The 21153-nt window shown below is 70.7% G+C and carries 13 protein-coding genes; 9 read left to right on the top strand and 4 right to left on the bottom strand.

Annotated elements, in window-relative coordinates; genetic code table 11:
* The first annotated feature begins 38 nt into the window (after nucleotides 1–38).
* Complete coding sequence (locus ABIC44_RS01945; RefSeq protein WP_354293381.1) at nucleotides 39–1301, top strand: S8 family serine peptidase; 1263 nt, start codon at nucleotides 39–41, stop codon at nucleotides 1299–1301.
* 69 nt (nucleotides 1302–1370) lie between these two features.
* Nucleotides 1371–2228 carry a hypothetical protein gene (locus ABIC44_RS01940; protein WP_354293306.1) on the top strand — a complete coding sequence of 286 codons (858 nt, stop codon included), beginning with the start codon at nucleotides 1371–1373 and terminating at the stop codon, nucleotides 2226–2228.
* A gap of 70 nt (nucleotides 2229–2298) precedes the next feature.
* Here ABIC44_RS01940 and mgrA read toward each other — a convergent pair whose 3' ends face one another.
* Complete coding sequence (mgrA, locus tag ABIC44_RS01935; RefSeq protein ID WP_354293380.1) at nucleotides 2299–3375, bottom strand: L-glyceraldehyde 3-phosphate reductase; 1077 nt, start codon at nucleotides 3373–3375, stop codon at nucleotides 2299–2301.
* 82 nt (nucleotides 3376–3457) lie between these two features.
* Complete coding sequence (locus ABIC44_RS01930) at nucleotides 3458–6655, bottom strand: TRCF domain-containing protein (protein WP_354293305.1); 3198 nt, start codon at nucleotides 6653–6655, stop codon at nucleotides 3458–3460.
* Between the two features lie 136 nt (nucleotides 6656–6791).
* Between ABIC44_RS01930 and ABIC44_RS01925 the strand changes: the two genes are divergently transcribed.
* Entirely contained in the window at nucleotides 6792–7595 is an 804-nt protein-coding gene (locus ABIC44_RS01925; protein WP_354293304.1) for an SDR family NAD(P)-dependent oxidoreductase, read from the top strand.
* A 78-nt stretch (nucleotides 7596–7673) separates the two neighbouring features.
* Nucleotides 7674–8543: a glycoside hydrolase family 16 protein gene (locus ABIC44_RS01920; RefSeq protein ID WP_354293302.1), complete on the top strand. Its 870-nt coding sequence runs from the start codon at nucleotides 7674–7676 to the stop codon at nucleotides 8541–8543.
* Here ABIC44_RS01920 and mgtE read toward each other — a convergent pair.
* Nucleotides 8540–9898, bottom strand: coding sequence for a magnesium transporter (gene mgtE, locus ABIC44_RS01915; RefSeq protein WP_354293301.1), 1359 nt, complete (start codon nucleotides 9896–9898; stop codon nucleotides 8540–8542). The genes ABIC44_RS01920 and mgtE overlap by 4 nt on opposite strands.
* Before the next feature lie 277 nt (nucleotides 9899–10175).
* On the opposite strand from mgtE, the gene ABIC44_RS01910 reads away from it, so the two are divergent.
* The 4 genes from ABIC44_RS01910 (at nucleotide 10176) to ABIC44_RS01895 (ending at nucleotide 17339) form a co-directional block, all read left to right on the top strand.
* Nucleotides 10176–13319 (top strand): autotransporter outer membrane beta-barrel domain-containing protein, encoded by a 3144-nt coding sequence (locus tag ABIC44_RS01910; protein WP_354293299.1) that lies wholly within the window; start codon nucleotides 10176–10178, stop codon nucleotides 13317–13319.
* Between the two features lie 140 nt (nucleotides 13320–13459).
* Complete coding sequence (locus tag ABIC44_RS01905) at nucleotides 13460–13960, top strand: RNA polymerase sigma factor (protein WP_307099405.1); 501 nt, start codon at nucleotides 13460–13462, stop codon at nucleotides 13958–13960.
* Entirely contained in the window at nucleotides 13957–14919 is a 963-nt protein-coding gene (locus ABIC44_RS01900) for a FecR family protein (RefSeq protein ID WP_354293296.1), read from the top strand. The genes ABIC44_RS01905 and ABIC44_RS01900 overlap by 4 nt, the downstream gene beginning before the upstream one ends.
* Nucleotides 14916–17339: a TonB-dependent receptor gene (locus ABIC44_RS01895; RefSeq protein WP_354293295.1), complete on the top strand. Its 2424-nt coding sequence runs from the start codon at nucleotides 14916–14918 to the stop codon at nucleotides 17337–17339. The genes ABIC44_RS01900 and ABIC44_RS01895 overlap by 4 nt, the downstream gene beginning before the upstream one ends.
* On the opposite strand, the gene ABIC44_RS01890 is transcribed toward ABIC44_RS01895, so the two are convergent.
* Nucleotides 17340–18566, bottom strand: a complete 1227-nt coding sequence (locus ABIC44_RS01890) for an SGNH/GDSL hydrolase family protein (protein WP_354293293.1) — start codon at nucleotides 18564–18566, stop codon at nucleotides 17340–17342.
* Nucleotides 18567–18685: 119 nt separating this feature from the next.
* Here ABIC44_RS01890 and ABIC44_RS01885 point away from each other — a divergent pair, with 119 nt between their 5' ends.
* Complete coding sequence (locus ABIC44_RS01885) at nucleotides 18686–21151, top strand: glycosyl hydrolase 115 family protein (RefSeq protein ID WP_354293292.1); 2466 nt, start codon at nucleotides 18686–18688, stop codon at nucleotides 21149–21151.
* Nucleotides 21152–21153: the final 2 nt, after the last annotated feature.

Genomic DNA, 21153 nt, shown 5'->3' with positions numbered 1-21153 from the left:
TTGGCAATGGGGCCGGTTTCGACAATGGGAGCGTGACGATGCGGCCGGTGATGATGGGTCTGGTGCTGGTGGCGGGCATGACGGCATGGGGGGCGGCCTCGGCACAGCTGCTGCCGGGCCTGCCCTCGCTGCCCGCCATGCCGGGGATCGGCGGCGGCCTGCCCGACATTCCCGGGCCCGATACGATCCTGTCTGAGGTCGGCCGTGTGTCGCGCGCGACGGTGGCGCGGCTGGACGCGGCGCGGCGGGCGGCCTTCGCGCAGCTGGTCCGCGACCACCCCGATGCGATCGTGCTCGATCCGCAGGGCTTTCCGGCGCGTGCGGGCGAGGTGGTGGTCGATTCGCCCAGCGAGGCGCTGCTGAACGCGGCGGCGCGGTCGGGATATGGGGTGATCGCGCGCGAGGATGTGCTGGGCATCGGCTTCGTGCGGTTGCGGCTGCCGCCGGGGCGGACGCTGAAGGCCGCGCTGGACGAACTCCGCGCGCTGGGGGGAGAGGTCAGCGCGGACCAGCTCCACCTGCCCAGCGGTGGCGGCCGCGCCCTCGTCATGATGCCGCTGGTGCAGCGCGGCGGGCAGGGGACGCTGGTCGGCGTGATCGATGGCGGGGTGGAAGGCGCGGCGGTGACGCAGGGTTTCGCGGCCGGTGCGCCGCGCGCCAACGACCATGGCACGGCGGTCGCCTCGCTGATCGCGGGCGGGCATGGCATCACCGGGTCCCTGCCGGGGGCGCGGATCGCCTCGGCCGATGTCTATGGCACCGATCCGGCGGGCGGCAACGCCACCGCCATCGCCCGCGCGCTGGGCTGGATGGTGCAACAGGGGGTGTCGGTCGCGACGATCAGCCTGGTCGGCCCCGCCAATCCGCTACTGGCGCGGGTGGTCGCGGCGGCACGGGCGCGCGGGCTGGTGATCGTCGCGGCGGTCGGAAACAACGGCCCCGCCGCGCCCCCGGCCTATCCGGCCTCCTATCCGGGGGTCATCGCGGTCACCGCCGTCGATGGCCGCAACCGGCGACTGATCGAGGCGGGGCAGGCGAGCCATGTCGACTATGCCGCGCCGGGGGCCGATATGCTGGCGGCGGGCGTGGGCGGGCGGCGGTTCAAGGTGCGCGGAACCTCCTTCGCCGCTCCGCTGGTCGCCGGGCGGATCGCGGCACTCTATCCGCGCCTCGATCCCGGCGCCATCGCGGCGGCGCTGGCGCGCGTCGACGCCTCGGCGGAGGATCTGGGGCCGCGCGGACAAGATAAATTCTTTGGCCGTGGAATGGTTTGCAGGAATTGCCGCACATTTTCGCGATAAATTCGACAGCCGCCGGGATTAAACCCCGATGGCGCGCCGTTGTCTCCGCAGAAGAAAAGGAGAATGACGATGAAGACGCTTCTGTCCAGCACCGCGATGCTTGCCGTGGCTCTGATCGCGGCCCCCGTGTCGGCACAGCTGCTTGGTGGCAGCGGAGGACTTGGCGGCGGCCTGGGTGGTGCGCTCGGCGGGGCGACCGGCACCCTAAGCGGGGCTGCGGGCGGTACGCTGAACGGCACGCTGGATCAGGGTCGGATCGCCACCGAGGGCGCGACCCGCACGCGCGGTTCGGTCCGCGCCGATCGCGCCGTCGACACCCGTCGCGGCCGCGTGTCGGCCTCGGGCAATGCCTCGGGCGGATCGACGCTCGATAACGCGACGCGGATCGGCGGCGCTTCGGGTGGCGGCAATGGCTCGGCCTCGGGCTCGGTCGGCGGCGGGATCGATGCGCAGCTGGTCGGCACCGACGCGGTTCGCGATGCGGCCGGTCGCGGGGTGAATGCAGTGGGTCGGGTCGCCGACGGCGCGCGCAGCACGGCGGGCGCGGTGGGGCAGCGGGTGCGCGGCTCGGCCGCCGGCCTGACCGAGCATGCGTCGAACCTCGGCACTATCGGCGGCAGCGCGGCCGGATCGGGTTCGGCCTCGGGCGGCAACGGCCTGTTCTCGGGCAATCTCGCCTTGGCCGGTAGCGGCGCGGCACGCAGCGGCGGCTTCCCGGTCAATCCCGGCATGGCGGTGACCGATGCCAAGGGGCGTGCGATCGGCGCGGTCCAGTCGGTTCGCACCAATGCGCAGGGCGCGGTCGACCGGGTACTGGTGAAGGTCGGCAACCGGGTGGCCGATCTGCCCGCCGCCAATTTCTCGGGATCGGGACAGGTCCTGGTCTCGGCCATGGGCAAGGGCGCGGTGAAGAACGCCGCCGAATAAGCGCCACCTCTGCTCAAGCGATGCGCCCGGTCCCACGGCCGGGCGCATCCCTATATCTTTGGGGCGTATTTCAGGCAGGCATCCCTTGGGCGGCGGGCAGGGTAACGATGTCCGAGGATTCGGCCCACAGGTTGATGCCGCCATCCTCCGCCGCGCGGTCGATCGCGCCTTGCTCTTCCGGCGAGAAGTCGAGGTTCTTCACCGCATCGAGCGAGTCGTCCAGCTGCTCGACGGTGCGCGCCCCGATCAACGCCGAGGTGATCCGGGGATCGCGCAGGACCCAGGCGATCGCCATTTGCGCCAGCGTCTGGCCTCGCGCCTCCGCAATCGCGTTCAGCCGCCGGATCGCGGCCAGATTGTCCTCGGTCAGCAATGTCTCGGACAGCGATCCGCCCCGGCTGGCCCGCGCATCCTGCGGCACGCCGTTCAGATATTTGGCGGTCAGCATCCCCTGCGCCAGCGGGGAGAAGGCGATGCAGCCCGTGCCCAGTTCCTCCAGCGTGGCCAGCAACTCGCGCTCGATCCAGCGATTGAGGATCGAATAGCTGGGCTGGTGGATGAACAGCGGCACCTTCTCCTCCGCCAGCAGCGCCGCCGCCCGCCGGGTCAGTCCGGGTTCGTAGGAGGAAAGGCCGATATAGAGCGCCTTGCCTTGCCGGTGCAGCTGGACGAGCGCGCCGACCGTTTCCTCCAGCGGGGTGTCGGGATCGACCCGGTGCGAATAGAAGATGTCGACATAGTCCAGCCCCATCCGCTTCAGGCTCTGGTCGCAGCTGGCGATGAGATATTTCTTGGACGAGCCGATATCGCCATAGGGGCCGGGCCACATGTCCCAGCCCGCCTTGGTCGAGACGATCAGCTCGTCGCGATGCGCTGCGAAATCGCTGGCGAGGACGCGGCCGAAATTCTCCTCCGCCGATCCGTAGGGCGGGCCGTAATTGTTCGCCAGGTCGAAATGGGTGACGCCCCGGTCAAAGGCGCGGCGCAGGATCGCCCGGCCGGTCTCGAACATGTCGGCGCCGCCGAAATTCTGCCATAGCCCCAGGCTGATCGCGGGCAGCTTCAACCCGCTTCGCCCACAGCGGCGATAGGGCATGCGACCGTCATAGCGCGCCGGATCGGCGGCATAGGGGGCGGGGAAGGGCATCGGGATCATCCTCTTTGACTTTGGCGGCCAGGATTAGGCGGCCGCGCGTGTGCCGCCAATCGCCTGGGATAATCGGCGGCGTTTATCCGAGCAGCGTCGCCAGCCGCTCCAGCCGCTCGGTCGGGTCGTCATGGCGTTCCTTCAGCAGATAGCGGCCGTCCTTCTCGACCAGCCCCTCCACCTGCGCCAGATCGGCATCCTCGCCATGCGGGGTCAGCGCGATCGCGGCCGGACCGGCATCGATGCGCGCGATGCCCAGCCCCCGCATCCGCTCGCGCAGCCGGGCGGTGGCGAGCAGGATGCGCGCATCCTCGGGCAGCGTGCCGAACCGATCCTCCAGCTCCGCCTCGAATTCGTCGATCGCCGCATCGTCGCGCAGCCGACCCAGCCGGGCATAAAGCGAGATGCGCAGATCCTCATCGGGTATCCAGTCCTCGGGCAGCCGCCCCTCGACCCCGAGACGCAGGTCCGGCGTCCAGCGCTCGACCGTCTCGCCGCGCGCGGTGCGCAGCGCATCCTCCAGCAGTTGCTGGTACAGCTCGACGCCGATCAGCCGCATATGTCCTGCCTGCGTATCGCCCAGCAGGTCGCCCGCGCCGCGCATGTCGAGGTCGCGCGCACTGATCGCGAACCCCGCGCCCAGCCGGTCGAACGCCTCCAGCGTGCGGAGCCGCTTCAGCGTGCGCGGGGCGATGGCGTCCTCCGCCTCGGTGAACAGCAGCACCTGGCCCCGCCGATGGCCACGCCCGACCCGGCCGCGCAGCTGGTGGAGCTGGGACAGGCCGAAGCGGTCGGCATGGACGATCGCCATGGTGTTGGCGCGGGGGACGTCCAGCCCCGCCTCGATGATGTTGGTCGCCAGCAGCACGTCGCCATCGCCTCGACCGAAGCGGACCATCACGTCATCGATCTCGGCGGCGGGCAATTTGCCATGGGCCTGGAGGATCTCCAGCTCGGGGACCAGCGTGGCCAGCCGCTCGGCCAGCGGGGCCATGTCGGCGATGCGCGGCACCACGACGAAGCTCTGTCCGCCGCGCGACCGTTCGCGCAGCAGCGCGGCGCGCAGCGTCTCGGGCGAGAAGCGCGACACCGCCGTGCGGATGGGCTGCCGCCGCGCCGGGGGCGTCGCGATGATCGACAGCCGCCGCAAGCCGACCAGCGCCGATTGCAGCGTGCGGGGAATGGGGGTGGCCGACAGGGTCAGGACATGACCGGCGGACAGTTCCTGCAGCCGCGCCTTGTCGCCCGCACCGAACCGCTGTTCCTCGTCGACGATCACCAGCGCCAGGTCCCGATAGGCGACGCCCTTGCCCGCCACCGCGCCGGTGCCGATCACCACCCGGATGCTGCCATCGGCCAGCCCCGCCTTGACGCGGCGCTTCTCGGCGGCGCTCGACAGGCGCGACAGCCCGGCGACGGTGACGTCGGTCCCCTCGAACCGCGCGGTAAAGCTGTCGAGATGCTGGCGGGCCAGCACCGTGGTCGGGGCGGCGAGTGCGACCTGGCGGCCCGCGAGCGCGGCGATGGCGGCGGCGCGCAATGCGACCTCGGTCTTGCCATAGCCGACATCGCCGACCACCAGTCGGTCCATCGGCCGCCCGGAGGCAAGGTCGGCGCGCACCGCCTCGATCGCGGTCAGCTGGTCGGGGGTTTCGCTGAACGGGAAACCGGCGGCGAAACGCTCATAGTCGGCCACCGGCGGATCGAGGACCGGGGCATGACGCTTGGCGCGGTCCGCCGCCATGTCGGTCAGCTGGCGGGCGGTCTGCGCGATCGCAGCATCGATGTCGCCGCGCCGCTCCTGCCAGCTCTTGCCGTCCAGCGTGTCGGACCTGACCACGTCGTCCTCGCCGCCATAGCGCCACAGCCGATCGGCCTCGGCGACCGGGACCAGCCGGGTCGCGGACTTGGCATAGACCAGCTTGATCGCATCGCCCTGCACCCCGTCCTGCCCGTCGAGCGGGACGATGCCCGCCACCGTCGCGATGCCGTGATCTTCATGGATGACGGTATCCCCGACGCGAATCTCGGCGGTCTGGATCAGCGACAGGTCGACATGCGGTGTGCCGCCGTCGCCGCGATCGGCGCGACTGCCCAGCAGGTCGGCGGCGGCGATGGCGATGATCCCCTTGCGCCGGAACCCTCGCTCGGCCGGAGCGACCAGGGTGAGCAACGAACCCCGCCTGGCCCTGGTCGCCTGTTGCCAGCCCTCGACGCGCTTCGCCTCGGCCTTCAGCACATGGTCGACGCGGCGCCCCAGGAAGCGAAGATCGCGCTCGCTGCCGATCAGCACGACCCGGTCCCCGGCGTCGAGCGCGGGACGGGCGAGCCTGGCGAAATCGCGCAGCGGCGCGCGCGTCTCGACAAAGCGGGGCGGCTCCTCGCCCTCGCGCGCGACGGTGGCGGTGCGCCGCTTGGCCAGCGCGTCTTTCCAGGCCGCGTCGCCGATCATGTCCCGCGCCGCGCGCTTCGAGCCGCGCCTCGCGACATCGGCGCTGAGCAGCAGCAGACGGCGGCGCCGCTCATCCGCGCCCGGCTCGACGATGACGAGCGCGTCGGGCAGATGGTCCAGCAGGCTGCTGGTCCGGTCGCCCTGCACCGGCTCCGCGACGCGGCCGAGTTCGCGCCGGGCGATATCGCCGGTGCTGCGCTGGTCGGCGGGGTCATAGGCGCGGATCGCCACGATCCGGTCGTCGCCGACCTCGATCCGCAGCGGCTGTTCGGCATCGGCCGGAAAGATATCGAGGACCTGCCCGCGCAACGCGATCTCGCCGGGTTCGTCCACCCGCTCGTCGGCGACATAGCCCAGGTCGATCAGTGTCGCATACAGCGCGGCCAGTTCGCATGGCTCGCCCGTCGCGACGCAGGGCGGTTCGGCATCGAAGGTCGCGGGCGAGGGCAGGGGCTGGGCCAGCGCCTCGCCCGAGGTGACCAGCGCGATCCGGCCCCGCCTGGGCTGCGCCAGCGCCACCCGCACGCCGTGCAGCGCCGACACGCGCTGCCCGACATTGGCGGGGGAGGCGGGGGCGTCGTCACCGGGCAGCGCATCCGATCCGGGGCAGAACAGCACCGTCGCGTCGGGCGCCATCGCGGCCAGCATCCGCGCGACCGCGATGGCGCGTGTCTCGTCGGTGACGGCGAGGAGGACATCGTCCTTCGCCAGATGCCCGGCGACGCCCGCCGCCAATTCGGCGATGCCGAGCAGGGGCACGGGGCCGTCGCCGACCGGCGGCATGGTGGCGATCTGGGTGTCGGACAGCTTGCGCACGGACGATGGCATCCCCTGAAATTCCCAGTTCCGAACGGGCGGGGTGCGGCGTCGTTCCGTGACGGATCAGGCATTTACCGGATCGCTCGCGGCGGAACCCTATGCCGTCTCGCCGCTTACGGACCGGAACATGTGAGGGAGAAGGTGAATGGATCTGGGCATCAAGGGCCGCATCGCACTGATCAGCGGCGCGGATTCGGGCATGGGCAAGGAAACCGCGCGGCTGCTGCTCGAAGCCGGGGTCCGCGTCGCGCTGACCGACAAGCCGGGCGGCACGATGGACCAGGTGGTGGACGAACTGACGCCGCTGGGCGAGATCGTGGCGGTGACGGGCGACGTCACCCGGCCCGATCAGGTCGCCGCGATCTGGCGCGAGGTGCGCGAGCGGCTGGGCGAGCCGGACATCTATGTCAACGCGGCGGGAGTCACCGGCGCGACCGGCGATTTCCTGGAGATCGACGACAAGGGCTGGCTGGAGACGCTCGACATCGACCTGATGGGCGCGGTGCGCATGTGCCGCGAGGCGATCCCGGCGATGCGTCGCAAGGGATGGGGGCGGATCGTCCTCTTCGCCTCCGAGGATGCGGTCCAGCCCTATGTCGACGAACTCCCCTATTGCGCGGCGAAGGCGGGGATCCTCAGCCTGGCGAAAGGGCTGTCCAAGGCTTATGGCGCGGACAATGTGCTGGTGAACACCGTCTCCCCGGCCTTTATCGCGACGCCGATGACCGATGCGATGATGCAGAAGCGCGCCGAGGAAAAGGGCGTCGGCTTCGACGAGGCGATCGCGACCTTCCTCGACGAAGAGCGCCCCGGCATGGTGCTGAAGCGGCGCGGCCGCCCCGAAGAGGTCGCCGCCGCCGTAGCCTTCCTGGTGTCGGAGCGGGCGAGCTTCATCAACGGCGCGGGCATACGCGTTGATTCCGGGTCGGTTTTTACGATTGCAGGCTGATTTCCCGCAGGCCGCCGGCATGGCTTTCGCCGATGGGCGGGGCTAGGCTGGCGGCCGGACGAGATGGGAGGATGGCCGATGATCGGGCGGGGATGGCTGGTGCTGGCCGGTGTGGCGGCGCTGGCGACGGGCGGGGCGGCTCAGCAGACGCAAGCCCCCGTCCGGTCCGACACGCTGGGCGCGACCAATTACGGATTTGCCGGGCCGATGACCGCCCCCCGCACCGCGCCCAGCTTCGGGGACGAATTCAGCCGCCGCATCGACCCCGCGCGCTGGCGCTGGGACGTCAGCCAGAACCGCAAGGGCTGGCCGAACAACGAGCTGCAATATTATGCCGGGCCGGACCGCGCCAATGCGCGGGTCAAACATGGTGCGCTGGTGATCGAGGCGAAGGCCGAGGCCCTGCGCGACGAGGCCGACTGGGGCGGCCAGAAGTACAGTTCGGCCAAGCTGGTGACGCAAAGGCCGCTTGGCTATGGTTTCTATGAGGTGCGTGCCAAGCTGCCATGCGGGCGCGGCATGTGGCCCGCCATCTGGCTGCTGCCGATGGACGGCTCCCGCTGGCCCGACGGGGGCGAGATCGACATCATGGAAATGGTCGGCTGGAACCCGGACGTGATCCATGCGACCGTCCACTCGGCGGCCTATAACCACCGGCTGGGCACGCAGCGCGGGGCCGAGACGCCGGTGCCGGGGGCGTGCACTGCCTTTCACCGCTATCAGCTCGACTGGACGCCGCAGGCGATCACCATCGGCGTCGATGGCCGCGCCTATATGCGGGTGAAGAACGACCGGCCGGGCGGCGCGGCGGCCTGGCCCTTCACCCGCCCCTATTCGCTGATCCTGAACCTGGCGGTCGGGGGCGACTGGGGCGGCAAGAAGGGCGTGGACGACGCCGCGCTGCCCCAGCGCATGGAGGTCGATTACGTCCGCTACTGGCGGCGTTAGAGCAACGTGCCGGACAGGATCGCCAGCGCGATCGTGAAATAGATCACCAGCCCGGTCACATCGACCAGCGTCGCGACGAACGGGGCCGAGGCGCTGGCGGGGTCGAAGCCCAGCCGCTGGAGCAGGAAGGGCAGCATCGATCCCGCCAGCGAGCCGAAGGTGACGATGCCGACCAGCCCGGTGCCGACCGTCGTCGCCACCAGCACCCAGTGCGGGCCGTAATCGTAAAAGCCCAGCGTCTGCCACAGCGCAATCCGCGCGATACCCAGCATGCCCAGTATCGCCCCCAGCGTCAGCCCGGCGGGCAGTTCGCGCAGCGCGACCCGCCACCAGTCGCGCAGCCGCACCTGGCCCAGCGCCAGCGCCCGGATGATCAGCGAGGTCGCCTGGCTGCCGCTATTGCCGCCCGAGCTCATGATGAGCGGGATGAACAGGGTCAGGACGACCGCGCGCTCCAGCTCGGATTCGAAATGCTGCATCGCGCTGGCGGTCAGCATCTCCGAGAAGAACAGGATGCTCAGCCACCCGGCGCGCTTGCGGATCATCGCGAGGAAGCCGGTTTCCAGATAGGGATTGTCGAGCGCCTCGACGCCGCCGAACTTCTGCGTATCCTCGGTATGCGCGGCGACCAGCGCGTCGAGCACGTCGTCGACGGTGACGATGCCGATCGGACGACCCTGTTCGTCGATGACGGGCAGGGCGAGTAGATCGTGGCGGCGGATCATGTGCGCCACTTCCTCGCGGTCGGTGGTCGGCGCGACGGTGATCGGATCATGGCCACGCGCCAGCTCGATCGCGGGCGAGTCGGGGTCGGCGGCGATCAGCTGGCGCAGCGAGACGGTCGCGACCAGCCGCCCCTGCGGTTCGAGCAGGAAGACCGAATAGACGGTCTCGCGGCTGCGCTCGACGGTGCGGATATGCGCCAGCACCTCGCCGACCGTGGCGTCGGCGGAGGCGGCGACATATTCGGTCGTCATCATGCCGCCCGCGCTGTCGGGCGGCCAGCGAAGCAGCGTGTCGATCGACGCGCGGATGGGGGCGGGGAGCGCGGCGTGGATCGCGGCGGCATCGTCCTCCTCCATTTCGGAGAGCACGTCGGCGGCGCGGTCCTCGGCCATTTGCGACACCAGCGCGGCGGCGCGCGCGGTGGTCAGCAGCGGCAGGATTTCGGACGCGCAGCGGAGTTCGGGGCTGTCGAGGACCGCCACGGCGCGCGCATCGGGCATTTGCGACAGGGCGTCGGCGGCCTCCGCGACCGGCAGCGACTGCAACGTATCGACGAGATCGGCGATGGACAGGCCGCGCCGCGAGGAACGGAAACCGGCGGCAACGCCGGCAATCAGATCGTTGACCATTTCAAACCTTTCGTCCGCACGACCCGGGCGGACGAAAGCCAGTCACGAAAACTAGCGAACGGGCCCGAGGCGTGCGGCGCTACTGGAACTGTCGCTGGACATGTTCTCGCTTTCTGGAACGACGCGGGGGACCCCGCATCTGCCCGGCCCTGTGATCCTCCGCAGGGCAATCGTCAACACCGCCGGGCAACCTGACAAAATTTTAATCCGGGCGGCAAGGATCGGGGGCGGTGGCTCCGTCTGGAGGGGCAAAAGGGACATAAAGGGGACCTCATCCGTGCATCGCCTGCTCTTCGCCTCGACCGCCACGCTCGCGCTGGCGGCGGGGGCGGCCGCCTCGGCCCAGACCGTGATCGACACCAAGCGCACGACGCCGGTCCGCACCGCCACCGTCAACAACGGCGCGGCTGCCGATGTCAGCATCACGGCGGCGGGCAGCGTGGTCCCGACCGGCGGCACCGCCGTCCGCATCGACAGCAACAACAAGGTCGCCAATGCCGGGACGATCCAGATCACCGACGCCAACGACTCGACCGGCATCGGCGCGGCGGCGGGCGTGAACGGCCAGATCACCAACACCGGCAAGATCATCATCGACGAACGCTATACGGCGGTCGATGTCGACAAGGACGGCGACCTGGACGGCCCCTTTGCACAGGGCGCCCGCCGCTATGGCATTCGCACCGATGGCGCGTTCACCGGCACCATCACCAATAGCGGCGAGATCACCATCAAGGGCACCGACTCCGCCGGGATCGCGCTGGGCGGTCCGCTGACCGGCAGTCTCGTCCAGTCGGGCAAGATCAACGTGCTGGGCGATCGGTCGGTGGGCGTGCAGACCGGGGCGGTCTCGGGCAATGTGACGCTGGGCGGCAGCATCGTCGCGGTCGGCGAGAATGCGGTCGGCGCGCGGATCGACGGCGATGTCGGCGGGGCGCTGACCGTCGAGGGCGGGATCGGGTCGACCGGCTATCGCTACACCACCCCGCCCGCCGATGTGTCGAAGCTGGACCGCGACGACCTGCTTCAGGGTGGATCGGCGCTGGTCGTCGCCGGCAATGTCGCGGGCGGCATCACGCTGGGCAATGTGACGGGCAAGGCGGCCGACCTCATCACCAACGGCGCGGCACCGACGATGCAGATCGGCGCGGCGAACCGGGCGGTCGTCATCGGCGCGACCGGCGGCGCCACCCCGGCGGCCGGGCTGGTCGTCAACGGGCGGGTGTCGGCGGCGGGCGTCTATAGCGGCGTGCGCGCGACCGCGCTGTCGATCGGTGGGCTGGGCGGCGCGGTGCAGATCGCGCAGGGCGTGTCCGTCGGCGGCACCGTGCAGGCGACGGCGAACGGCGCGGAGGCGACCGCCATCCGCTTCGGCGCGGGCGCCTCGACCCCGCAGCTTCAGGTCGGCGGCAGCGTGACCGCGACCGGCGGGGGCGCGGCCAGCGCGATGACGACCGCGATCCTGATCGATAGCGGCGCATCGGTCCCGACGCTCCGCAACACCGGCGCGATCAAGGCCAGCGCGACCGGCGCTTCCGCCACCGCGATCCTCGATCGCTCGGGCGGGCTGACCCTGATCGAAAATGGCGGCTCGATCGCCGCGGCGGGGGGTGATTCCTCGCGCAGCATCGCGATTGACCTGTCGGCGAACACCAGCGGCGCCGTCGTCCGGCAGCTCGCACCCGCGACCGGTGCCACCGCGCCGAGCATCAGCGGGGCGATCCGCTTTGGCAGCGGCAATGACAGGCTGGAGATTGCGGGCGGTTCGGTCAGCGGCGATGTGAGCTTCGGCGCGGGCAACAACCGGCTGGAGATGAGCGGCGGCACCTATGCGGGCACCGCGACCTTCGGCACCGGTGCCGACACGCTGGTCGTCGGCGGCAGCGCGCGGTTCGACGGCGTCGCCGATTTCGCGGGCCAGGGCCAGGATCTGCTGTCGATCACCGGCAAGGGCGTCTTTGCCGGGCGACTGGCCAATGCGGGTCATGTCGCGGTGACGGTCGCCAGCGGCGGCGGCACCTTCGCGGCCAACGGCGTATCCAGCATCGGCTCGCTGACGCTGGGCGACCAATCGATCCTGAGCGTGGCGCTGGACAAGGCCAATCCGACCGGCAACCTGATCCAGGTCGGCGGCGCGACGGTGATCGGCGCCAACAGCCAGCTGGCGCTTCGTGTGTCGGGCGGGACCGACGTGACGGGCCGCTATGTCGTGTTGCGGTCGGGCACGCTGACCGGCGCGAACAACCTGACCCTGGCCGCGAGCGCGATGCCGTTCCTCTACAAGGGGGCGATCGTCGCCACGCAACCCAATGAGATCGCGGTCGACGTCACGCGCAAGGCCAAGACCGAACTGGGCCTGAACCGCGCGGGCGTCAGCGCCTTCGACGCGATCGACACCGCGATCGCAAAGGACGCCAAGCTGTCCGACGCGATCCGGGGCATCTACGACGGCGCGGCGTTCCGGGGCGCGATCGAGCAGATGCTGCCCAATTACAGCGGCGGCGTGTTCGAAAGCGTGACGCTGGCCTCGCGCACCGCCGCCGCGCAGTTGCGCGAACCGGCGGGCGAGTTCAGCGAAGAAGGCAAATGGGGCTATTGGCTGACCCCGATCGGCTGGGACGCGTCGAAGGGCACGCGCTCGACCCGCAGCTATGACGTGCGCGGCTGGGGGGTCAGCGGCGGCATCGAGCACAAGACCGATGCGGGCAATTTCGGCGCCTCGCTGTCCTATATGAGCGGTCGCGACAATGAAGGCTCGGCGGTCAACCGCGTCGACCACAGCCAATATGAGCTGGCCGGTTTCTGGCGCGCGCGCTGGGGTGCCCTGGCGAGCCAGGCCCGCGCCTCGGCGGCGTTCCTGTCCTTCGGGTCGCAGCGTCAGTTCAACGGCGTGGTGGGATCGGAAGCGGTCCAGCGCCGCGCGACCGCCGACTGGAAGGGCATGCTCTATTCGGGGTCGGGATCGGTATCGTGGGAACATTGGGCGGGCCAGTTCAGCGTCCGGCCCATCCTGGCCCTCGACTATTACCGCCTGAACGAGGACGGCTATCGCGAGAGCGGCGGCGGGACGGGGTATGACCTGACGGTGCGCAAGCGGAGCAGCGACGAACTGGCGGTCACCGCCAGCGTCGCGGCGGGCATCAATTTCGGCGGCGACAATCGCTATGACCAGTGGAGCCGCCTGGAGATCGAGGGCGGACGGCGCGAGCGCGTCGCCGGGGCGCTGGGCCGCACGATCGCCAGCTTCGGTGACGGCACGCCCTTCATCCTCGATCCCGAGGCGCGTCGCGGCGGCTGGGTCGGCCGGGTGCGCGCGATCACCGGGACCAGCGAGATCCGGTTGAGCGGCGAGGTCAATGCCGAACAGAGATTGGGCAACGTGGCGCTGGCGGCGCGCGCGGCCCTCCAATTCGCCTTCTAGGCGAGTTCGTCCGCGTGCATCACCCCTGTAGCGCACGCGGGCGTTCGGAGCCCCACCCCGTCCTTGGGTGGGGCTCCTTTCCACATCGGGGCTCTTCGGCTAAACCACGACATTCCCTTTCCCTTTCTTCGGTCACCAGCATGCCGCCCACCGGGATCGAGGCCGTCTTCCTCGCCAATCGCGACAGGCTCGTGCGCTTTCTGGGCGCGCGCGGGGCGGGCGACGCGGCCGAGGATCTGGTCCAGGACCTGTGGTTGAAGGTGTCGGGGCGGATGGACGGGCCGATCGCCAATCCGCTGGCCTATCTCTACCGCGCGGCGGACATGCTGATGATCGATCGCTACCGGGCCAGCCGACAGGCCGAACGGCGCGAGCGGGACTGGGCCGAGGGGCAGCAGGCGGGCGATGCCGAGGCCCCCGCCGCCGAACGCGCCGTGGTCGCACGCCAGACCGCCGAGCGGATCGCCGCGACGCTGGCGGCGCTGGGCGAGCGGCCCGCGCTGGTGTTCCGGCGCGCGCGGGTGGAGGGGGTGCCGCAAAAGCAGATCGCCGCCGAACTCGGCATCAGTATCAGCACCGTCGAAAGCGATCTTCGCATGGCGGCGCACGCGCTCGCCGCGCTCAAGGAACAGATTGGATGAGCCAGCCCCCGCAATCCCCGCCCGATGCGACGATCGACACGGTCGCGATCGATTGGGCGCTGCGCATGGCCGATCCGGCATCGGCCGACTGGGACGCCTTCACCGATTGGCTGGAGGCCGATCCGGATCATGCCGGACGCTATGATCGCGCCGCGGCGATGCTGCGGGATGCGGCGGACGCGCTGGCGGCGCACCCGGATGTCATGGCGGCCCCGGTCGTGGTCGACGACGAACCCGTCATGCCCGCCCGGCGGCGTCGACCGCTGGGCTGGATCGGCGGCGCGGTCGCGGCGGCGCTGGTCGGGATGGTCGGCGTCCCGCTCTGGCTCGACCGGCCGCAGCCCTATGCCGTCGAGACCGCGGCCGGGGAAATGCGCCATATCGCCTTGCCCGACGGCAGCCGGATCATGCTGGCCGGGGGATCGCGCGTCACGCTGGACCGGGCGGATCGACGCCGCGCCGTGGTCGACCGGGGCGAGGCCCTGTTCGAGGTGCGGCACGACGCCGCGCATCCCTTTGCGGTCGAGGCGCGGGGCATCGGGCTGACCGATCTCGGCACCGTCTTCGACGTCAGGCTGGGCGCGCGCGCCATGCGGGTGGCGGTGGCGGAGGGCGCCGTCATGGTCGATCCGAAGGGTGCCGCGCTTCGGCTGATCCCCGGACAGGCGGTGGTGGCGGAGGGGGATCGGCTGATCCGCCAGCCGGTCGCGATCGAACAGGTCGGCGGCTGGCGGCAGGGGCGGCTGGCCTATGACGGGGTGCCGTTGGCCGAGGTCGCCGAAGACCTTTCGCGCTTCCTCCGCCAGCCGGTTGCCGTCATGCCCGCCATCGCCGACCGGGGATTTCGCGGCACCATCGAGCTGGAGGCGGTGCGGGAGCAGCCCGACCTGCTGGGCCGATTGCTTGACGTGCGGGTCCGCCGCCAGGCCGCCGGGTGGATGCTGGAACCGCGCGGGTGAGATTTTCGGGGGCGGGGTTCGCGGTCCTGACGGCGACCGTCGCGGCTTGCGCGACGACGGCGACGGCGGCCGAGCGCCTGCCCCTCGACCTGCCCGGCGGGACCGTCGCGACCCAGGTGATGGCGCTGGGGCAAAGGGCGCATGCCAATATCGTGGTGCCCGATGCGCGCCTCTGGTCCCGCGCGCTGCCCGCCTTGCGGGGCCGCATGTCGGTGGAGCGGGCGCTGGCGCTGATCGCCGAGCGCAGTGATGCGCGGGTCGAGGCGCTCGGCCCCGGTAGCTGGCGGCTGCTTCCCAGGGCGCGGCCCCGGATCGCGATCCCGCATCGCCGCCGGTCCGCGCCGCCGCCGCCCCCGGAAGTGCCGGACGGCGATGTCGTCGTCACCGCCAGCAAGCGCGACACGACCCGCGATCATTTCGCGGGGCAGGTGGTGCAGGTCGCGGGCGCCGATCTGGAGCTGGGCGGCGCAGGCGGCACGGGCAAGCTGGCGGACCGGATGACCGTGATCGCCTCGACCTATCTGGGTCCGGGGCGCAACAAGCTGTTCATCCGGGGCATCGCCGACTCCAGCTTCACCGGCCCGACCCAGGCGACGGTGGGGCAGTATTTCGGCGATCTGCGGCTCAGCTACAATGCGCCCGACCCCGATCTGCGGCTCGCCGATCTGGCGGCGGTCGAGGTGCTGGAGGGGCCGCAGGGCACCTTGTACGGCGCGGGGTCGTTGGGTGGGTTGATCCGGCTGGTCCCCAATGCGCCCGATGCGACGCGGGCCGGGGGATCGGTGATGCTGGGCGGATCGGCCACCGCGCGGGGCGCGCCGGGGGTGGATGCGCAGGCGGTGCTCAACATGCCGGTCATCGCCGATCGGCTGGCGATCCGGATCGTCGCCGATACCGCGAGTGAGGGCGGCTATATCGACAAGCCGCTGCTCGGCCGGACCGATGTCAACCGCACCCGGATCGAAGGCGGCCGCGCCGCCGCGCGGCTCGACCTGGGCGGCGGTTGGAGCGTCGAGGCGATCGGGATCGGCCAGCGGATACGCGGCGCCGACAGCCAATATGCCGATCGCGACGGCCCCCCGCTGACCCGCGCCGCGCCGGTGGCGGAGGGCTTTTCGGCCGATTTCGGCCAGGCCCAGCTGGTCCTGTCGGGCCGCCTGGGACGCGTCCGTTTCCGTTCGAGCAGCGGCATCACCGCGCACGACCTGATGGAACGCTATGACGCGACCCCGCCGGGCGGGCCGGTCCAGCTGTTCGCCCAGGCCAATGCCACCCGGATGCAGGCCAACGAGACCCGGCTGTGGCAGTCGTCGACCGAAGGGTCTGGCTGGCTGGCGGGGTTCAGCTATGTCCATAACCGCACCCGGCTGACCCGCCTGTTCGGCGAGCCCGGCGCGCTGGTCGCGCGGACCGGCGTGGTCAACGGCGTCGAGGAGGCGACGCTCTATGGCGAGGCGAGCGTCCGGCTGCTACCCGGCCTGCTGACCACGGGCGGGCTGCGCGTCACCCATTCGGTGCTCGACGGGGCGGGCGAGGACCTGCCTTCCGCCCTGTCGGTCCAGGCGCTGGCGCGGTTGCAGGATGTGACGGCGCGGCGTGCACAGACGATCCTGCTGCCCGCCGCCTCCGCGCTGATCGACCTGACCCCGCGGGCGCAGCTCTTCCTGCGCTATCAGCAGGGATTTCGTCCCGGCGGGCTGACCATCGAGGGGCCGGTGGTCCGCAGGTTCCGCAACGACCGGGTGGCGACGATCGAGGCGGGGTTGCGGACCGGGCGGCCGGGGCGCGACCGGTTCGACGGGTCGATCACGCTGGCCCACACGTCGTGGCGCGACATCCAGGCCGACTTCATCGATTCCAGCGGCCTGCCCAGCACCGCCAATATCGGCGACGGAAAGCTCTGGACGATCGAGATGCTGGTCGGCGCGCGGCTGGCCGAAGGGCTGCGGGTCGAGGGGGCGCTGTCCTATAATGACAGCCGGATCGACGAGCCGTCGAGCACCCGCGTCTTCGCGCTGGCCGAGGATCTTGCCGGCGATCCGGCGGCGGCGCGCGCGGCGGTGCTGGCGCGGTTGAGCCAGATTCCCAATATCGCGCGGGTTACGACGCGCGCGGGCTTGGTCTATCGCCGCATGCTGGCGGGCGGGCGCGACCTGCGCGTCGATGGCTGGCTGCGCTATGTCGGGGCGTCACGGCTGGGCGTGGGGCCGATCCTGGGCGAGCGCCAGGGCGATTATCTCGACAGCGGGCTGACCGCGCGGCTGGGGCTGGGCGCGATCGGGATCACCGCCAGCATCACCAACCTGGCCGATGTGCGCGGCAATCGCTTCGCGCTCGGCACACCCTTCGCCACCGGGCGCGACCAGGTGACGCCGCTGCGCCCCCGCACGCTGCGCATCGGGCTGGACGCCGCCTTCTGATCAGCGGCGCGGGGCCGCGAACAGCGACAGCGGCACCGCCTCGGCCATGGCGCGATAGCCCGCCATGCTGGGATGCAGATGATCGCCCGAGTCGTAGGCGGGCAGCAGCCGGTCGGGCCTGGCCGGATCGCGCACCGCCCGGTCGAAATCGATCACCCCGTCGAACAGCCCCGACGTGCGGATGAAGCGGTTGATCGCCTGCCGGTCCGCCTCGGTCTCGGGGCCGGGATGATAATAGTCGTTGCCCTGGAACGGCGTGATCGTCCCAACGATCAGGCGGATGCCATGCGCATGGGCGCGTTCGGCCAGCTGGCGATAGGCGCCGGTGATCCGGCGCACCATCGCCTGATGGGTCGCGGCGTCGACCGGATGCTCGCGGGTCAGCACGCCCAAATCATTGACCCCTTCCAGCAGGATGGCATGGCTGACGCCCGGCCGCGCGATCACGTCGCGGTCGAACCGCGCCATCAGATTGGGGCCGATCCCGTCGAGCAGCATCCGGTTGCCGCCGATGCCGGCATTGACCACCGAGAAGCGGCGCGTGGCGGGCGAGGCCGCCAGCCGCTGCGCGAGATCATCGGGCCAGCGGGTGTTGCTGTCGTCCTTGATGCCATAGCCGTCGGTGATCGAGTCGCCGATGGTGACGATGGTCGCGGTCTGCGCGGCGTCGCGTATCTCGACATCCGAGAGCGCCCACCAGCCGCCGATCTTCTGTGCATCGGGCAGGGCGGGCCGCGCGGTGGCGTCTCCGGCGATCAGGAAGGTGGTCGAGCGTGCGCCGGTATGGCCGGTCGGGGTCGTCACCGGATCGGGGAAATAGAGGCTGACCGCGACATCGCCGCCCGCCGCGACCGGCAGGGCGATCGCGTCCGAATAGAGTTCGGCTCCTGGCGGCACCACGACCTCGCCCGCGCCGTCGAAGGTCACCGCCAGCGGCGTGGCGACGTCCGACCGGCCGGGCGCGGCCAGGCCGATGCTTGCCGCGCCGATATGGAGCGCGGTGGTGCCCGCGACATTGGACAGGCGAAGGCGAAGCACCCTGCCGCTGGCGGTCAGGCGGACGGTCTGGCGGATCGTGACGGGACCGGCCTTGGCCACCCTGTCGGCATTGGTCCCCTCGACCCGAACCTGGGACGAGCCCCAGGCGGGGGTCCAGCGGGTGTCGCGCGCCTGGACGCCGGTCGCGATCATCACGGCCGTCGCGGCCACCATCGTCCAGTGCTTCATGCCCGATCCTCTCTTTGTCGCATCCGCGCTTGCGGCCTGCGGTTTGTGAGCGATAACAGTAAGCGAGACAAACGAAAATAGTCCCGGTCGTCCTGCACGACGGGGAGATCGGAGAGACGATGAACCCCCTGCTATTGTCCGCCGCGCTCGTCGCGCTGATCCCCGGCGCCGCAGCTGCGGCCGCCACCCGTCCGACCTGTGCAGGACCGGTCGTCGCCTGCGAGCGGAGCGTGGCGGGCGCCCTTTCGCTGCTGGCGCCGGGGCGGGTGGCGACGGTGGTCGTCGATCCGGGGGACGAGCCCGGCGTCCGCCGCGCCGCCACCGATCTGGTCGCCGACCTGAAGGCGGTGGGCGGCGGCGATGTCCGGCTGGCGGGGGATGCGGCGGGCGGGGCGACCGTCATTGCCGGGACGCTGGGGCACAGCGCGGTCGTGGATGCGCTGGTCAAGGCGGGACGGATCGACGTCACCGGCCTGGCCGGGCAATGGGAGGGCTATGTCGAGCAGGTGGTCGACAACCCGATGCCGGGCGTCGCGCGGGCGCTGGTGATCGTGGGGGCGGATCGGCGCGGCACCATCTATGGCCTGTACGACATCAGTGCGAAGGCCGGGGTCAGCCCCTGGACCTGGTGGGCCGACGTTCCGGCGCAGCGCCATCCGACGCTCTACCTGACAGCGGGACGCGTCGCCGATCATCCGGTTGTCAAATATCGCGGCATCTTCATCAATGACGAGGAGCCCGCATTCGGCGGCTGGGCGCGCAAGAGCTTCGGGGGGATCAACCACCGGGCCTATGAGCGGGTGTTCAACCTGCTGCTCCGCTCCAAGGCGAATTTCCTGTGGCCCGCCATGTGGGGCAAGTCGTTGTGGCAGGACGACCCCGCGACCGCGCCGCTGGCGCAGGAGATGGGGGTGCTGCTGGGCACCTCGCACCATGAACCGATGCAGCGCGCGCAGATCGAGTGGAAGCGGCAGGGCGGCGGCGCGTGGGACTATACGAAGAATGCCGACGAACTCCGCAAATTCTGGCGCTTCGGGATCGAGCGGCGCGGCCGGGCCGAGGACCCGGTGACGATCGGCATGCGCGGCGACGGCGACGAGCCGATGACCGAGGGGACCGCGACCGAGCTGCTCGAACGGATCGTCACCGACCAGCGCAGGATCATCGCCGATGTGACCGGACGCCCGGCCGCGCAGACGCCGCAGGTCTGGGCGCTCTACAAGGAGGTGCAGGATTATTACGACAAGGGGATGCGCGTTCCCGACGACGTGACCCTGCTGTTCGCCGACGACAATTGGGGCAATATCCGCCGTTTGCCCCCCATTGGCGAGACACGTGTCGGCGGATCGGGGGTCTATTATCACTTCGATTATGTCGGCGGCCCGCGCAACTATAAGTGGCTGGACACCAACGCGATCCCGCGCGTGTGGCAGCAGATGACGATGGCGCACCAATATGGTGCGGACCGGCTGTGGATCGTCAATGTCGGCGACCTGAAGCCGATGGAATATCCGACCAGCTTCTTCCTCGACATGGCGTGGAACCCGGATCGCATGGACCTGTCCGCGATGCAGGCCTATCCGGTGCGCTGGGCGACGCAGCAGTTCGGGGCCGCGCAGGGGCCGCAGATCGGCGAACTGATCCGCCGCTATGGCCAACTCGCCAGCCGTCGCAAGCCCGAGCTGATCGACGCCACCAGCTATGACTATCGGGGCGGCGAATGGGCGCGGGTGCTGGCCGAGTGGAACGCGCTCGACAAGGCCGCCCGCAAGCTCGAGACGCGGATTCCCGCCGACCGGCGCGACGCCTATTACGAACTGGTGCTGCACCGCATCGAGGCGATGACGAACCTGCATCGGCTGTATCAGGCGGTCGCCGCCAACCGCGCCGCCGCCAGTGCGGGCGATGCGGCGACGGTGGAGAAGATGGCGGCCGCCGCGCGGGGCTTCTTCGCGCGCGACGCCGCGATCCGCCGCCGTTACGAAGTGGAGACGGCGGGCGGCAAATGGCCCGAGATGATGGCGCAGACTCATATCGGCTATACCGGCTGGCAACAGCCCGACAGCGACGCGATGCCCGCGCTCGCCACCGTCGCCGCGCCGCTCCCCCTGCCACCCGCGCCGCCCCGTGCCGTACAGCGGATCGCAGCCGATCAGGGCCGGGCGGTCGATGGCGGCGGCATCCGGTGGCAGCGTGTCGCGAACTTCACCGCCGAGGGGGCTGCGATGATCGCCACGCCGACCACCGCGCCGACCATCGAGCGGCCGGGCGGGGCGAGCCCGCACCTCGTCTATGACCTAGCCACCGAGCGCGCCGGGCCGCTCAAGCTCGCGATCGTCGCGGCGCCGGGACTGGACGTGCGCGGCGGTGGGCGGCATCGGATCGCGGTGTCGGTCGATGACGGCACGCCCGTCATCCTGAACCTGATGGCCGGAGAGACGCCCGCCACCTGGGACCGTTCGGTAATCGAGAACCGGAGGGTCGCGACGACGACCCTGCCGGACGTCGCGGCGGGGCGGCATCGCGTGACCCTGTGGCTGGTCGATCCCGAGGTGGTGGTCGAGGGGATCGAAGTCCTGCCCTGACG

It is taken from the genome of Sphingomonas sp. 1185 (genome assembly GCF_040544655.1).
Lineage (GTDB): Bacteria > Pseudomonadota > Alphaproteobacteria > Sphingomonadales > Sphingomonadaceae > Sphingomonas.
The sequence above is the reverse complement of the archived record's forward strand: the minus strand, read 5'-3'. Positions and strand labels throughout refer to the sequence as shown.